At 60.8% G+C, this 14,778-nt stretch carries 12 protein-coding genes and 1 pseudogene; 8 read left to right on the top strand and 5 right to left on the bottom strand.

What is annotated here, in order from left to right; translation table 11 throughout:
• Nucleotides 1-68: 68 nt before the first annotated feature.
• From GPL81_RS27275 to GPL81_RS27250, 6 genes are all read left to right on the top strand, one after another.
• Nucleotides 69-962 carry an NAD-dependent epimerase/dehydratase family protein gene (locus GPL81_RS27275; protein WP_160109217.1) on the top strand — a complete coding sequence of 298 codons (894 nt, stop codon included), beginning with the start codon at nucleotides 69-71 and terminating at the stop codon, nucleotides 960-962.
• A 225-nt stretch (nucleotides 963-1,187) separates the two neighbouring features.
• Nucleotides 1,188-2,633: a SulP family inorganic anion transporter gene (locus GPL81_RS27270; RefSeq protein WP_160109216.1), complete on the top strand. Its 1,446-nt coding sequence runs from the start codon at nucleotides 1,188-1,190 to the stop codon at nucleotides 2,631-2,633.
• Between the two features lie 178 nt (nucleotides 2,634-2,811).
• Complete coding sequence (locus GPL81_RS27265) at nucleotides 2,812-4,161, top strand: GntT/GntP/DsdX family permease (protein WP_056854921.1); 1,350 nt, start codon at nucleotides 2,812-2,814, stop codon at nucleotides 4,159-4,161.
• A 26-nt stretch (nucleotides 4,162-4,187) separates the two neighbouring features.
• The gene (locus GPL81_RS27260; RefSeq protein ID WP_096513538.1) at nucleotides 4,188-5,048 is read left to right on the top strand and encodes a MurR/RpiR family transcriptional regulator; all 861 of its coding nucleotides are present in this window, start codon (nucleotides 4,188-4,190) and stop codon (nucleotides 5,046-5,048) included.
• A gap of 1 nt (nucleotide 5,049) precedes the next feature.
• Nucleotides 5,050-6,531, top strand: coding sequence for an N-acyl-D-amino-acid deacylase family protein (locus GPL81_RS27255; RefSeq protein WP_160109215.1), 1,482 nt, complete (start codon nucleotides 5,050-5,052; stop codon nucleotides 6,529-6,531).
• A 94-nt stretch (nucleotides 6,532-6,625) separates the two neighbouring features.
• On the top strand, nucleotides 6,626-6,994 hold the full coding sequence (locus tag GPL81_RS27250) for a glyoxalase superfamily protein (protein ID WP_160109214.1): 369 nt from the start codon (nucleotides 6,626-6,628) through the stop codon (nucleotides 6,992-6,994).
• A gap of 106 nt (nucleotides 6,995-7,100) precedes the next feature.
• Here GPL81_RS27250 and GPL81_RS32065 read toward each other — a convergent pair whose 3' ends face one another.
• A complete protein-coding gene (locus GPL81_RS32065; RefSeq protein ID WP_372237759.1) occupies nucleotides 7,101-7,964 on the bottom strand; it encodes a methyl-accepting chemotaxis protein in 864 nt (287 codons plus the stop codon).
• A pseudogene (locus tag GPL81_RS32060) lies at nucleotides 7,959-8,885 on the bottom strand (methyl-accepting chemotaxis protein); the annotation flags it as partial. The gene GPL81_RS32065 and the pseudogene GPL81_RS32060, both read right to left, overlap by 6 nt.
• A gap of 403 nt (nucleotides 8,886-9,288) precedes the next feature.
• Here GPL81_RS32060 and pmrG point away from each other — a divergent pair.
• Both pmrG and GPL81_RS27235 read left to right on the top strand, forming a co-directional pair.
• Entirely contained in the window at nucleotides 9,289-9,960 is a 672-nt protein-coding gene (gene pmrG, locus GPL81_RS27240) for a lipopolysaccharide core heptose(II)-phosphate phosphatase PmrG (protein ID WP_160109212.1), read from the top strand.
• Nucleotides 9,961-9,986: 26 nt separating this feature from the next.
• Nucleotides 9,987-10,820 (top strand): phosphatase PAP2 family protein, encoded by an 834-nt coding sequence (locus tag GPL81_RS27235; protein ID WP_160109234.1) that lies wholly within the window; start codon nucleotides 9,987-9,989, stop codon nucleotides 10,818-10,820.
• Nucleotides 10,821-11,018: 198 nt separating this feature from the next.
• On the opposite strand, the gene GPL81_RS27230 is transcribed toward GPL81_RS27235, so the two are convergent.
• The 3 genes from GPL81_RS27230 to GPL81_RS27220 form a co-directional block, all read right to left on the bottom strand.
• Nucleotides 11,019-12,458, bottom strand: a complete 1,440-nt coding sequence (locus GPL81_RS27230) for a glycosyltransferase family 39 protein (RefSeq protein ID WP_160109211.1) — start codon at nucleotides 12,456-12,458, stop codon at nucleotides 11,019-11,021.
• An 82-nt stretch (nucleotides 12,459-12,540) separates the two neighbouring features.
• Complete coding sequence (gene rimJ, locus GPL81_RS27225; protein WP_160109210.1) at nucleotides 12,541-13,128, bottom strand: ribosomal protein S5-alanine N-acetyltransferase; 588 nt, start codon at nucleotides 13,126-13,128, stop codon at nucleotides 12,541-12,543.
• A 199-nt stretch (nucleotides 13,129-13,327) separates the two neighbouring features.
• On the bottom strand, nucleotides 13,328-14,734 hold the full coding sequence (locus tag GPL81_RS27220; protein ID WP_160109209.1) for a DUF2252 domain-containing protein: 1,407 nt from the start codon (nucleotides 14,732-14,734) through the stop codon (nucleotides 13,328-13,330).
• Nucleotides 14,735-14,778: the final 44 nt, after the last annotated feature.

The following is a 14,778-nucleotide window of genomic DNA, read 5'->3' as shown; positions in this document are numbered from 1 at the left end:
GGGGATTTTTCGCCACGGATCTCTCCCTGATACTCGTTGCATCACTTATCAACGCAGGGAGTTTCTCCATGAACGTATTCGTTACCGGCGCTGCCGGTTTTATCGGCGGCTCTATCGCCACAGGCCTGATCAAGGCCGGTCACAACGTCACCGGTCTGGTGCGCAACGCCGAACAAGCTGATGAGCTGAAAGCGCTGGGCATGGCGGCGGTAATCGGCACGCTGGATGACAGTGCATTACTCGCCGATCAGGCTCGTGCCGCCGACGCCGTGATCAACGCCGCCAGCAGCGACCACCGCGGCGCGGTGGAAGCCTTGGTCAATGCCTTGCGCGGCTCCAACAAGGTGTTCCTGCATACCAGCGGTTCGAGCATCGTCGGCGATGCTTCGGGCGGCCAATCCAGTGACGTCATTTACTTCGAAGACAATCTGCCGGAGCCGACCGTGGACAAGGCCGCACGGGTGGCCATCGACAACCTGATCCTCGCCGCGGCGAAGGACGGGGTGAACTCGGCGGTCATCTGCAACACCCTGATCTATGGCCACAGCCTGGGTGTCCATCGCGACAGCGTGCAACTGCCGCGCTTGCTGAAACAGGCGCGCAAGAGCGGCGTGGTGCGTCATGTCGGCACCGGCCAGAACATCTGGTCCAACGTGCACATCGAAGACGTGGTGTCGCTGTACCTGCTGGCGCTGACCAAGAACATCCCGGGCACGTTCTACTTCGTCGAAAGCGGCGAAGCGTCGTTCATCGACATGACCACGGCCATGGCGCAGGCGCTGAACCTGGGTGAGCCGCAAGACTGGCCGCTCAAGGATGCCGAGGCCGAGTGGGGCTACGAGATGGCCAACTATGGCCTGGGCTCCAACAGCCGGGTTCGCGGCAAGCATGCGCGGGAACTGCTGGGGTGGGTGCCGAAGCGGACCTCGGTGGTTGAGTGGATTCTTAACGAAATGGTGTGAGTTCGCTGTAGACCGCATCATCGTTCATCGCGGGCAAGCCTTGCTCCCACAGGGTTTGTGTCGTTCATTTATTTTGTGAGCGACACAAAACCTGTGGGAGCGTGGCTTGTCGGATCGCCGCACCGCCGCGATGGCGTTTTCAGCAACCCAACAACTGGTCGGGCCGCCCTCGATTCCGTAACATCCGCACACTCTTTTCTCGCTTCTCCCTGCATGCGGTCCCCCATGAAACCAAAACACCTGCGCGCCGATGCCCTGGCCGGCCTCACCACGTCTTTTGCCCTGTTGCCCGAATGCATCGCCTTTGCGCTGGTGGCCCACCTCAATCCGCTGATGGGGCTGTATGGCGCGTTCATCATTTGCACGCTCACTGCGCTGTTCGGTGGTCGGCCGGGGATGGTGTCCGGGGCTGCCGGGTCGATGGCCGTGGTGATTGTCGCGCTGGTGGTGCAGCACGGTGTGCAGTACTTGCTGGCCACTGTGTTGCTGGGTGGTTTGATCATGTCCGCCTTCGGCCTGCTCAAGCTCGGCAAACTGGTGCGCATGGTGCCGCACCCGGTGATGCTCGGTTTCGTCAACGGCCTGGCGATCATCATCGCGCTTGCGCAGTTGGAGCACTTCAAGCGTGGTGATGCGTGGCTTAGCGGCGCGCCGCTGTACATCATGATTGGCCTGGTGGCGATCACCATGGCGATTGTCTACGTGCTGCCGCGCCTGACCCGCGCGGTGCCGCCAGCACTGGCGGCGATTCTGGGGGTGGGCCTGGCGGTTTATCTATTGGGCCTGCCGACCCGCACCCTCGGTGACATGGCGCACATTGCCGGTGGCTTGCCGACCTTTGCCTTGCCGGATATACCGTGGAATCTGGACACCCTGCGCATCATCGCCCCTTACGCGATCCTGATGGCGTTGGTCGGCCTGCTGGAAACCCTGCTGACCCTGAACCTCACCGACGAAATCACCGAGAGCCGTGGCTACCCGGACCGAGAGTGCGTGGCGCTGGGGGCGGCGAATATGGTGTCCGGTGTCTTGGGCGGCATGGGCGGCTGCGCGATGATCGGCCAGACTGTGATCAACCTCAGTTCCGGTGGGCGAGGCCGCGTGTCCGGCGTGGTGGCCGGGGTATCGATTCTGTTGTTCATCCTGCTTCTGTCGCCGCTGATCGAGCGCATTCCGCTGGCAGCGCTGGTCGGGGTGATGTTCGTGGTATCGCAACAGACCTTCGCCTGGGCTTCGCTGCGGGTGGTGAACAAGGTGCCGCTCAACGACGTACTGGTGATCGTCGCCGTGACGGTAGTCACCGTGTTCACCGACCTGGCCACGGCGGTGCTGTGCGGGATCATCATTGCGGCGCTGAACTTTGCCTGGCAGCAGGCTCGCGAACTCTATGCAGACAGCCACTTTGAAGCCGATGGCAGCAAGCTTTACCGGCTGCATGGCACGCTTTTCTTCGCTTCGACGACACCGTTCCTCAATCAATTCGACCCTGCCAACGACCCGTCGGTGGTGACGATCGATTGTCGCCACTTGAGTTTCGTTGACTACTCAGCCATCGCCGCGCTCAAGACGCTGCGCGAGCGCTACGAAAAAGCCGGCAAGCACCTGCGCGTGCTGCACTTGTCCGAGCGCTGCAGAAAACTGCTCAAGCGTGCCCGGGTGGATCACGATTGACGGCCTCCGGCGATGAAAATTCGCCGGTCCGATTTTCATTATTTGCGACACGGCATATCCCTCAGCGACATCACTTGCCTCTCTACGAAAATTACTTTCACCTCGTTTGAAAATCACGCCTCGAAATGTTTTAAGAGTTTCACAACTATTTCGACGTGACCCTCTCGAGGAGTACCGCATGACCCTGTCCTTCGGCTATTGGCTGCTGGTGTATGCCGCCATCGCCATCATTGCATTGATCGTTCTGATCGCCCGCTACCGGCTCAACCCGTTCATTGTCATCACCCTGATTTCCATTGGTCTGGCGCTGGTGGCGGGGATGCCGCCGTCCGGCGTGGTCGGGGCTTATGAGGCCGGAGTCGGCAAGACCTTGGGGCATATCGCGCTGGTGGTGGCCCTGGGTACGATGCTCGGCAAGATGATGGCCGAGTCCGGCGGTGCCGAGCAGGTGGCGCGGACCTTGATCGACCGTTTCGGCGAGAAGAACGCGCATTGGGCGATGGTGTGTATCGCGTTCCTGGTGGGCCTGCCGCTGTTCTTCGAGGTCGGTTTCGTGTTGCTGGTGCCGATTGCGTTTACCGTGGCGCGGCGGGTGGGTGTGTCGATCCTGATGGTCGGCTTGCCAATGGTTGCCGGGCTCTCGGTGGTGCATGCGCTGGTGCCGCCGCACCCGGCGGCGATGCTGGCGGTGCAGGTCTATCAGGCGTCGGTGGGGCAGACCTTGCTCTACGCGATTGCGATTGGCATTCCCACGGCGATCATCGCCGGTCCCCTGTACGCCAAATTCATCGTGCCGCGCATTCAGCTGCCGGCGGAAAACCCGCTGGAGCGCCAGTTCCTCGAACGTGAACCGCGTGACAGCCTGCCGGGATTCGGCATCACCATGGCGACCATTTTGTTGCCGGTGGTGCTGATGTTGATCGGCGGTTGGGCCAACCTGATTTCTACGCCGGGCACGGGTTTCAACCAGTTCTTGCTGTTCATCGGCAACTCGGTGATCGCACTGCTGTTGGCGACGTTGCTGAGCTTCTGGACCCTCGGCCTGGCCCAGGGTTTCAACCGCGAATCGATCCTCAAGTTCACCAACGAATGCCTGGCGCCGACTGCCAGCATTACCCTGTTGGTGGGCGCTGGTGGCGGCCTGAACCGGATTCTGGTGGATGCCGGTGTCACTGACCAGATCGTCGGCCTGGCCCATGAATTCCATCTCTCGCCGTTGCTGATGGGCTGGCTGTTCGCCGCGCTGATGCGCATCGCCACCGGCTCGGCTACCGTGGCCATGACCACCGCCTCGGGCGTGGTCGCGCCGGTGGCGATTGGCCTGGGATACCCACACCCGGAATTGCTGGTGCTGGCAACTGGCGCAGGCTCGGTGATTTTTTCCCACGTCAACGACGGCGGCTTCTGGTTGATCAAGGAATACTTCAACATGACGGTGACCCAGACCTTCAAGACCTGGACCGTGCTTGAGACCCTGATTTCGCTCGTCGCCTTCGGCCTGACCGTTGGTCTTTCCTACCTGATTTAGCCCTGATTTAGCCGGAGTAGCCTGCCATGGACATCCTTTACCAGATTCGCGCCCGCCAGGATTCTTTCAGCGCCGGTGAAGGACGCATCGCCCGTCTGATGCTCGACGACGTAGGATTTGCCGCCTCCGCCAGCCTCGATGAGCTGGCGCAAAGGGCGGAAGTCAGTACCGCCACTTTGTCGCGTTTCGCCCGCACGGTCGGCTGCCGCGACTTGCGTGACCTGCGCCTGCAACTGGCCCAGGCCAGCGGTGTCGGCAGCCGGTTTCTCGACCCGGCGGGAACCCCCGAGCAGTCGGCGTTTTACGGGCAGATTGTGGGCGATATCGAATCCACCCTGCGCCAGCATCTGGCGGCGTTCGATGAGTCACGTTTCGCCGATGCGGTGAAACTGTTGGGCAAGGCGCGGATGATTCATGCCTTCGGCATGGGGGGCTGCTCGACCCTGTGCAGCGATGAGCTGCAAGTGCGCCTGGTGCGGCTCGGCTACCCGATCGCGGTATGCCATGACGCGGTGATGATGCGAATCACCGCCGCCAGCCTCAGCGCCGAGCACGTGGTCATCGTCTGCTCATTGACCGGCATCACCCCCGAGTTGCTCGAAACGGTGGAACTGGCCCGCAATTATGGCGCACGGATCCTGGCCATCACTCGCGGCGACTCGCCGCTGGCGCAACTGGCCGACATCGTGCTGCCGCTGCAAAGCGCCGAAACCTCCTTCATCTACAAACCGACGGCGGCACGCTACGGCATGCTGCTCGCCATTGATGTGCTTGCCACCGAGCTGGCACTGGCCAATCCTGAAGACAATCAAGAACGTCTGCGGCGGATCAAACTCGCCCTGGACGATTACCGCGGCGGCGACGATCACCTGCCGCTGGGAGACTGACATGCAGTACGACACGCTGATCCGCAACGCCCTGATCATCGATGGCAGCAACAGCCCTGGTTACCCCGCCGACGTGGCGCTACTCAACGGTCGCATCGAGCGTATCGGCGACTTGCGCGACGCCCGCGCCGCTGAGGAAATCGATGCGAAGTGTCACGTGCTGGCGCCTGGGTTCATCGACGTGCACACCCACGACGACACCGTGGTGATCCGCCAGCCGCAGATGCTGCCCAAGCTCAGCCAGGGCGTGACCACGGTGATCGTCGGCAACTGCGGGATCAGCGCCTCGCCGGTGAGTTTACGCGGTGATCCGCCGGACCCGATGAACCTGCTCGGCACATCCGCCGCGTTTGTTTACCCTAAATTCAGTGATTACCGCGCCGCTGTCGAAGCGGCGAACACCACGCTGAACGTTGCCGCCCTGGTCGGTCATACCGCGTTGCGCAGCAATCACCTCGATGACCTGTATCGCACCGCCACGCCTGATGAAATCACCGGCATGCGTGAGCAATTGCGCGAAAGCCTGGAGGACGGGGCACTGGGCTTGTCCACCGGTCTGGCCTACGCCAGCGCCTTCTCGGCGTCCACCGATGAAGTCATGCAACTCACCGAAGAGCTCACGGCCTTCGGCGCGGTGTACGCCACCCATTTGCGCAGCGAATTCGAACCGGTGCTGGAGGCCATGGACGAGGCGTTCCAGATCGGCCGCCACGCGAAATCCCCGGTGATCATTTCCCACCTCAAATGTGCCGGCGCCGGTAATTGGGGGCGCAGTCCGCAACTGCTGACATCGCTGGAAGAAGCGGCGAAAACCCACCCCGTGGGCTGCGACTGCTATCCCTATGCGGCAAGCTCCTCGACCCTGGACCTCAAGCAAGTCACCGATGCCCACCGCATCACCATCACCTGGTCCACGCCCCATCCGGAAATGGGCGGACGCGACCTGATGGACATCGCCACGCAATGGAACCTGTCGTTGCTCGATGCGGCCCGCCAACTGCAACCGGCCGGCGCGGTGTATTACGGGATGGACGAAGCCGATGTGCGAAGGATCCTGGCGCATCCGTTGTCGATGGTCGGCTCCGATGGTTTGCCGGAAGACCCGTTTCCACATCCACGGCTGTGGGGGGCATTCCCGCGAGTGCTCGGACATTTCAGCCGAGACGTAGGACTGTTTCCGCTGCACACCGCCGTGCACAAGATGACCGGGCTGTCGGCAGCGCGATTCGGCTTGAAGGGCAGGGGCGAGATCCGTGAAGGGCATTGGGCCGACCTGGTGTTGTTCGACCCGGCGACTATCCGTGATGTGGCGGACTTCAATGATCCGCAACGGGCAGCCGAAGGCATCGAAGGTGTATGGGTCAACGGAGTGCTGAGTTACCGCGACGGTCAGGCGAACGGACGCAGGGAAGGACGGTTTCTGGCGCGGGAAGGGGATTTGCGCGACGGCTTTCTGAGCGTTTTGGGGGGTACGTCACAGTGATGGCATATTGAGATTAAAGAATGCCTGCACCAAGCCGATTCGCTGACGTACCGCCCGGCTACACTGTGGGCTACTTCTGTCTGGGAGCAACTCGATGAGCTTCGGCAAAACCACTCCGATCCTGCGGATCTTCGATGAAAGCAAGGCCGTGGAATTCTACGTCGACTTCCTTGGATTCAAGATCGACTGGCAGCACCGCTTCGAAGCCAACTTCCCGTTGTACCTGCAAGTGTCCCGTGGTGAATGCGTATTGCACCTGTCCGAACATCACGGCGACGCGACACCAGGCTCGGCCCTGCGCATCGAGACCGATGAGCTCGAAGCCTTTCAGCAGCAACTGCTGGCCAAGGATTATTCATTCTCCCGCCCGCAGATCCAGGCCATGCCGTGGGGCAGCCAGGACATGACCATCAGCGATCCGTTTGGCAATCGGTTGGTGTTTACCAATGCGATCAGCGTGTAAACGTTAGACCGCTTTCGCGAGCAGGCTCGCTCCCACAGGGTGTTCATTGAACCTGTGGGAGCGAGCCTGCTCGCGAATGGGCCTTTCATTCAATGCAGATTGAACGTCAGACGCGGAAGTGGCTGACCATCATCTGCAACTGATTCCCCAACCGCGCCAGTTCCACACTGGACTTGGCCGTCTCATCGCTGGCCGCAGCGGTCTGTTCCGATACATCGCGCACATTGATGATGCTGCGGCTGATTTCTTCGGCCACGGCGCTTTGCTGCTCGGCGGCGGCGGCGATTTGCTGGTTCATCGACTGGATGTTGGACACCGTGCGGGTGATGCTTTCCAGTGACTCGCCGGCCTTGCGGGTCAGGGCCACGCTGCTGTCGGTGAGAACGCGGCTGTTGTTCATCACTGCCGAGACTTGTTGCGTGCCGTTTTGCAGACCGGCGACCAGGCCTTCGATTTCTTCGGTGGATTTCTGCGTGCGCTGGGCCAGGCCACGGACCTCGTCGGCCACCACGGCAAAGCCACGCCCGGCTTCACCGGCACGGGCCGCTTCAATGGCGGCGTTGAGCGCCAGCAGGTTGGTCTGTTCCGCCACTGCCTTGATCACGTCCATGACGCTGCCGATCTTGTCGCTTTCCTGTTGCAGCACGCTCATGGCCTCGGTGGAACGCACCACTTCGCTGGCCAGGCGCTCGATCTGTGCAATCGCTTCGTTGACGACTTTGTCACCTTCGCGGGCTTCACCGTCGGCAGCGGCGGCGGCCTGCGAGGCCTGTTCGGCGTTGCGCGCAACTTCCTGAACCGTGGCCGTCATCTCGTGCATGGCAGTGGCAACCTGGTCAGTCTCGACCTTCTGGCTGTTGACCCCGGCGCTGGTTTGCTCGGTCACGGCCGACAGCTCTTCGGCGGCGCTGGCGATCTGGGTGACGCCGTCGCGGATCCCGCTGATCAAATCGCGCAGGGTTACGCCCATGCGCGCAATGCCTTGCTGCAATACACCGAGTTCGTCGCGGCGGGTCACCCTGACGTTATGGGACAAGTCACCACTGGCGATGCGATCGACCACGGCCAGGGTATCGCGCAGCGGACCGGTGATCTGGCGGGTGATGAGGACGGCGGCAATGATGCCCACCAGCAGCGCCAGCAATGTGCTGACCAGTTGCAGGGTGCGCGCCTTGGCGCTTTCGGCATCGCGGCGGTCGAGCTGGATCTGATACAGCTGCTCGCTCAGGGAGACGATGGCGGCGCCCTCGTCGGTCATTTCCTTGCGCGCCTGCACCACATCGATGTTCGCGTTTTTGTAAGCCTGCAAGGCGTTGCGGTAGTTGCCCAGCGCGGTGACCAGTTGAGGCAGGGCGTCTGGTTGCACGTCGGCGAAATGCACGCTCAGCGGTTTCAGGCTGGCGATGGCGGCGTCCAGTTGGGTGACGGCTTTCTGCTCGGTCTCTGCGTTGGTGGAAGCGGTGTAGCCGCGCACTTCGTAGCGGGCCAGCAGGAACGCTTCCCGGGCGGCGGTGATGGCCTGGAACTGTTCGAAACGCTGATCGCCCGGCGGCAGTTGTTGCACGCGGGTGTTCAAGGCGTTGATCAGCGTGTTGGCGGTTTCGGCATTGGCGGTCATGACGTCCCGTGCGCTGTTGCCGGCGCGGTAGGCGCCACGCATTTTGTCCAGCGACGTCTTGTAGGCGTCGATGACGGCACCTTGCTCTTTGAGCAACTTGAGGTTTTCCGGGCTCTTGAATTTCGCCAGCAGGGCCTGCTGTTGCGCGGAAAAGGCTTCCAGGCTGGTCTGGACGGTCTGGGCGGTGGTTTCGTCGCCGTTGGTCAGCATGTATTGCAGGCGAACCACACGCAGTTTGGTCAGCCCGGCGTTGAGCTGGGTGATGTCGCTCATCCAGTTGCTGCGGTCAATCAAGCTGCCAAGGCTGGTCCAGCCGGTGAGGGCGAGGACGCAGGTCAGGGCGAGGACCAGGCCGAATCCCAGGCCCAGTTTCAGGTTCACGCTGATATTGCCGAACCAGCTATTCATCAAAATTCCTCCAGGAACGTGGTGCTTCTTTATCGTCGGTTGGCTGGAAGATTGTTGTTTTTAGGTGCCAGCAAGCTGTGTAGAAGGTCTGTATCGGCCGCGATCACCAGAGCTGAAAGGATTTTGTGGATGGTTCTGTAACAAGACTTTTGCGTTTTATTTGCAGGCCTTAAGCTTTTTTTCACAATCGTTTCACTGCCTGCCCACGCCCGTCTCTGTACCCTCAGCCCATCCAACGAAGTGGTGTATGCCGGCGAGGCGGCTTGATGTGGAATTGAGACTGAGTCTGTTCGGTATAAGTCGCTCGATCGATCTGAGCCGTTTGGCCCGACATCGCAAAGCGGTCGTGGTGCTGGCCTCGGCGCTGCTGGTGATCCCGTTGGCCGTGTTTTTACTTCGTCCCGCCGCCGTACCGGACCTGGCCCATGGCAACGTCGCCGGTGCTCGGGCATTGCAGACAGGATGGGCCAAGGGTGACATCATTGTGCTGGTGCGCCATGTCGAGCGCTGCGATCACTCCTCGGCACCTTGCCTGAGCGGCAACGACGGGATTACCGATCGCTCGCGCAGTGTGGCGGTGGACGTCGGCGCGCAGTTCGAACATTTGGGTATCGACAAGGCTGACATCTACAACAGCCCGATGATGCGCACGGCGCAGACCGCTGGTTTCATGTTCAACAAGGTCGGTGTGGGTGACGAGTGGTTGGTGAACTGCAAGGGCACCATGTTGCGCGACGCACTGGCGCACAAGGTCGCCGGGCGCAACCTGATCCTGGTGACCCATAGCGAATGCATGTCGGAACTGGAGAAAGACCTCAAGTTGCCGGCCTCGACCCTGGGCTACGGCGCTTCGCTGTTTATCAATGCCGAAACGCTGCAGAAACCGCACATGCTCGGTTACATTGAAGCCTCGGACTGGCGTTCGATGACCTCTAAATAAACTCATTCTATGGATCAGGAAACACGATTTTGACTTCCACCCGCTCCCGTTTTTACTGGATGAACTTCGGTATTCCGCTGGTCTGTGCCGCCGTGGTGTTCCTGATGTTCGACATGACAAAAATCGACATCGCCTTCAGCGATCTTTTTTTTGACCCGGTAACGCAGACCTTTCCGCTGGAACACGTACATCTGTTCGAAAAGATCACCCATAAATGGGCGCGGATCATCCCGAACTGGACCGGCGAAATTGCGATCATCGGTGCCTTGTTGTCGTTTCTGTGGCCGCGGCTGAAGGCGGAGAAACACACGAAACTCATCGCGTTTCTGGAGAAAATCAAAGTCGCGCCCGTGCTGCGGTTTGCCACCAAACACCGGCGGGATTTTCTCTACGTGGTGTTCGCGTTTTCCATCTGCACCGGTGTCATCCATTACCTCAAGAGCCATACCAGCGTGTACTGCCCGATTGAAACGACGCAGTACGGGGGCAAAATCGAGCACAAGGAGTGGTACGAGAATTTCGATTTGCTGAAGGACGCCGGTGATGGCCGCTGCTGGCCCGGTGGGCATGCCTCCGGTGGCTTTACCATGTTGGCGCTGTACTTCGTCGCGCGCCGTTATCGCTGGCGTTATTCCAAGGCGCTGATGTACGGCTCGCTGGGGTTGGGTTTCGTGTATGGCACGACGCGGGTGCTGCAAGGCTGGCACTACATGTCCCACACCTTCTGGTCCGGGATCTTCGTGTGGCTGGCTTGTTTGCTGACGGCGCTGGCGTTTTATGGGCGGGCGCGGCTGGAGCAACCTGTGTTGAAAAAGCATGAAGGAACGCAGTTGGGGGCTCAGGCAGAGTCTGTGAACTGAAATTTCTGTTGCGTGGCGAAACCCGTCTCCTGAGTAAGGGGGCGGGTTTTTTGTTGTCTGGGACATCGCTTTCGCGAGCAGGCTCGCTCCCACAATGGGTTGATGTCGTTCACGAAACCTGTGAATGACGATGTTCCTGTGGGAGCGAGCCTGCTCGCGAAGAACGATAACGCGGTCGTTCAGGCTGACTCCTGCGACTCACTGCCCGACGAAGTAATAAGCCTGTTGCCCCACCTTCATCGTCTTGAGCACCTTCAATGGTGCGACAGGTTCAGCATTGCCGGACAGGATCGCGACATGATCGGGCGATGCCCTCAGAAATTCATGAAGCTGCGCCTCGGTATCGAGCCCCTTGAGCAGGCTGCGGGTATAGAACACGCTGGCGCCGCCCACCCGTTCATTGGCCTGGAACAGCGCAACCTGTTGCCCATGGGCCTGCATCGACTTGATTTGTTCTATCAGTGGCAGGAAAGACAATTTGCGATCGGCATGGGGCAGCGCCCATTGCGCGGCGGCCAGGTAGCCGCCGATGACCAGGGTCAGCGTGCCGATGGCCAGGCCGTGGCGGTATCCGGCGAGGCGCCCCAGCCAGGTCGAAGAGCCTTCCCGGGCCTTCAGGCGTTCGAACAGCACACTCGCGTATTCGGCCGCGATGACCGCAGCGGCGGGTGTCATCGACATCAGGTACACCGTGCGTTTGCTCGACGCCAACGTCAGCATCACAAACTGCGCCAGTACCCACAGGGTGAAGAACAGCAAGTAACGGTTGGCCACCAGGCTTTTGCGAAAGTGCCACAGCCCCAGGTACACCAGAATGTTCCAGGGCAGAAATGCTTGCGGCAGTTTGGCCAGGTAGTAGTAGAACGGTTCGTAATGCCCGGCCTCGACGAAGGCACCGCTGAACCGACCGACACTGTTGGTCAGCAACACATCGGTCACCGCCTGGATGCCGTCGCGCCCATACAACACGGCGAGCCAGATCATCAGAGGCACTAGCCCCAGCAGCGTCAGTAGCCCTGGCCGTAACCAGTCCGCCGGCTTCACGCGTCTGTCCATCAACGTCTCGGCCAGCAGGTACGCGAAGATCACCACCCCCGGCATGGCCAGGCCCAGTACGCCTTTGCTCAACGTGGCGACCGCGATGCCCGAGGCAAACAGCAAACCGTTGCCGACGCCCGCCTGCCGTTGCCCGGCAAAAAACGCCAACAGGGCCATGCTCACGCCGAGGGCGAGCAGCGCATCCTCGCCGACACCGCGCACGTTGCTCCAGTAACTGGCCATGGTCGCCAGCAAAATGGCGGCGGTCCATGCAACGGTGACGGGCCGGTCATAGCGGCGCAGCATCCCGTACAGCAGCATCACGCTGAACAGCCCGGCAAACGCCGATGTCAGGCGCACGGCCCAGGGTGTGCCGCCCAATTCACGGATCGCGGCGGCATCGAGCCACAGGCTCAGGGGCGGTTTTTCCAGAAACGGTTCGCTGAACAGGCGGGGCGTCACCCAATCGTTTTCCAGGTGCATTTCCATGGCGATCCCGGCGACCCGGGGTTCGGTGGAACCTTGTAACTGGTGATTGCCCAAGGCAAAGAAAAACAGCATCGCGGCAAGCAGCAAGAGCGAAGTGGCGGGGCGCGACATGGGCTTCTGGTGACCAAAGGAGGACCGGGAAAGCCCAGCATACGAGGCGATAACTTAACGAATCGTGAACGGCGAGTGAAACTTACGAAAGCTGTCGCGACCAGAGCTCGTCCGGGTTTTCGTAAACCTTGCTGACCAGCGCCGTCAGCACATGATCCTGCCAGCGCCCGGCAATATTCAGGTACGCCTTGGCATACCCCTCGCGCTCGAAACCCAGGCGCTCCAGCAACCGCGCGCTGCGTTCGTTACCGGGGATGTAGTTGGCCATGATCCGGTGCAGGTTCATGGTTTCGAACATATAACCGATGCCCGCCTCGAGCGCTTCCTGCATCAGGCCCTGGCCCTGGCGGGATTGGCAAATGTGGTAGCCGAGATAGCACGCCTGAAAGGCCCCGCGAACGATACCGCTGAAATTGCAGGCGCCGATCATCTGCTCGCTCTCGCGATCCAGCACCGCAAAATGCACCGCGTACCCTTCGTCGAAGGCCATTTCCTGCTGCGCCAGGCGCGAACGGATTTTTTCCGGGCTGTAGTAGTCGTCCGGCCGAACCGGCGACCACGGTGCGAGATGTGCCTGGTTGCGTCGATAGAAATCGCTTTCCAGCACGGCCTGGCTGGGGCTCAGGATCGCCAGCGTCAGGCGTTTGCAGGGCAGGGTGAGGATCGTCATCTGGCGCTCCGGGCGCTATGCCCTATCGGTGGAGAGAGTGACGAGCAATCTACAGGCAAAAAAAAGCCCGCGGGAGGGCGGGCAAACCGTAGTTTCTTGAATGAGCGATGGAAATGTACAGGGTGTGGCATTAAGGCGGGATGAAGAAAAGTTCATATGCCGGCCGATGTGCAGCGCTACCGCTGCCTGTGAGCCAGGCTCAGGGCAAATGATCCGCCGCAAAATCGGCGTCTGAACGTGCGCGTAACGTCCCCTTGCGGCAGGCTTGCTGGAAGCGTTCGAAGTCGCGTTCGTTTTGCTCGGTATAGCCCTGGGCATACGTGTAGAGTGCATCGGCCAGTGCGTCGCCTTTGCCGATGTAGCCGCTGATCACCGCGGCGTGTCCCGATGACTTGGCATGCGCGCGGCCCAATGCCCGCCCGCAAAGCCGCCCGTAGGCGGCAAAGCTTTCGCCATCGAAGGTTTCCAGTTCGGCCGAGATTTTCATGTCGCGCAATTGCCGAACATAAAAATGACGCCCGCTGGGGCCGGTGGTCCAGCCGAGGAACAAATCACTGGCCGATTGCATGAGCCGCTGGCCATCGACGACGCGCTGGCCTTCATGCCGTACCCGTGACTTGCGTTTAACGTAGCGGGCCAACACCGAGGGACGTGCTTCCTTGAATTGCAGGAACAACGGGAAGTTCTGCCCATCGGTCAGCAAAGCCACGAGGCAGCGGGTACCGACACTGCCGACGCCCACCACTTTGAATGCCATGTCCTGAACCTCGAAGCGTGACAACAGTTCGCGGCGGTCGGCTTGCAGTGTGACGCGATAATCGCGCATGAGCGTGTCGAACAGCGGTCGCCAGTCGGACAACCGCAGCCAGTCATCGTCGGCATCGAGCAGCGTGGTGCTGTTATGCAGGTGGAAGATTTCCGGCAGGTCATCGCGAATGATCAGGCGACCTTTGGCGTCGCGCTCACTTATTTTCGGCAACAGTTCGGCGTGGGTGCGCCGCTCGGCTTTTTCGATGGCGCGCTGCACATGCTCCAGCGTGCTTTTGTTTGCCTGCTGCAGCAGATCGTCATAGCTGATGGATTCGTACCAGGTTTCCAGCGCGCTCTGTTCGGCGCACTCAAGCAGGGTTTTCTGATAGGCCCTCACCACTTCATGACAGATCGCTTCTTCAACCGAACCGCCGTGACGCAGGTCGCGGGCGGCCACCAGAAAACTCGCGACCAGGCGTTTCAAATCCCACTCCCAAGGTCCGGGATGGGCTTCGTCAAAGTCGTTGACGCTGAACAGCAGATTGCGTTCGGGTGTGGCAAAGCCACCAAAATTCATCAGGTGACAGTCGCCGCAGATCGGCGACACCAGCCCCATGTCCGGTGTTCCCGCCAGGTCGTGCGCGTGCAGCAAGGCATTGCCCCGGTAAAAGGTAAACGGCGACACGAGCATGCGCCCGTAACGCAACTCGACCAGCGACTTGACCCGCCCCTGACTCGACGCCTTGATCAACGGAATCGGATCGCGATTGGCTTTTCCCAGCGAAGCCTGAGCGCTGCGCGGGCACTTCTTGCGCGCGTCCTTACCTTGTTTGAAATCGTCTTTGAGGGTGGTCATGGGGGCTCATTTCGGCGGTTGTTTTAGGTGGTTGCCGATTGAGT

Source organism: Pseudomonas izuensis, from assembly GCF_009861505.1.
In the GTDB taxonomy this organism is placed as follows: Bacteria; Pseudomonadota; Gammaproteobacteria; order Pseudomonadales; family Pseudomonadaceae; genus Aquipseudomonas; species Aquipseudomonas izuensis.
The sequence above is the reverse complement of the archived record's forward strand: the minus strand, read 5'-3'. Positions and strand labels throughout refer to the sequence as shown.

Bases quoted from the DNA above. Each gene is read 5' to 3' on its own strand.
- GPL81_RS27250 (WP_160109214.1), top strand. From the start codon at position 6,626: ATGAGCTTCGGCAAAACCACTCCGATCCTGCGGATCTTCGATGAAAGC.
- GPL81_RS27270 (WP_160109216.1), top strand. From the start codon at position 1,188: ATGAAACCAAAACACCTGCGCGCCGATGCCCTGGCCGGCCTCACCACG.
- GPL81_RS27230 (WP_160109211.1), bottom strand. From the start codon at position 12,458: ATGTCGCGCCCCGCCACTTCGCTCTTGCTGCTTGCCGCGATGCTGTTT.
- rimJ (WP_160109210.1), bottom strand. From the start codon at position 13,128: ATGACGATCCTCACCCTGCCCTGCAAACGCCTGACGCTGGCGATCCTG.
- GPL81_RS27260 (WP_096513538.1), top strand. From the start codon at position 4,188: ATGGACATCCTTTACCAGATTCGCGCCCGCCAGGATTCTTTCAGCGCC.
- GPL81_RS32065 (WP_372237759.1), bottom strand. From the start codon at position 7,964: ATGGGCGTAACCCTGCGCGATTTGATCAGCGGGATCCGCGACGGCGTC.
- GPL81_RS27255 (WP_160109215.1), top strand. From the start codon at position 5,050: ATGCAGTACGACACGCTGATCCGCAACGCCCTGATCATCGATGGCAGC.
- GPL81_RS27220 (WP_160109209.1), bottom strand. From the start codon at position 14,734: ATGACCACCCTCAAAGACGATTTCAAACAAGGTAAGGACGCGCGCAAG.
- GPL81_RS27265 (WP_056854921.1), top strand. From the start codon at position 2,812: ATGACCCTGTCCTTCGGCTATTGGCTGCTGGTGTATGCCGCCATCGCC.
- GPL81_RS27275 (WP_160109217.1), top strand. From the start codon at position 69: ATGAACGTATTCGTTACCGGCGCTGCCGGTTTTATCGGCGGCTCTATC.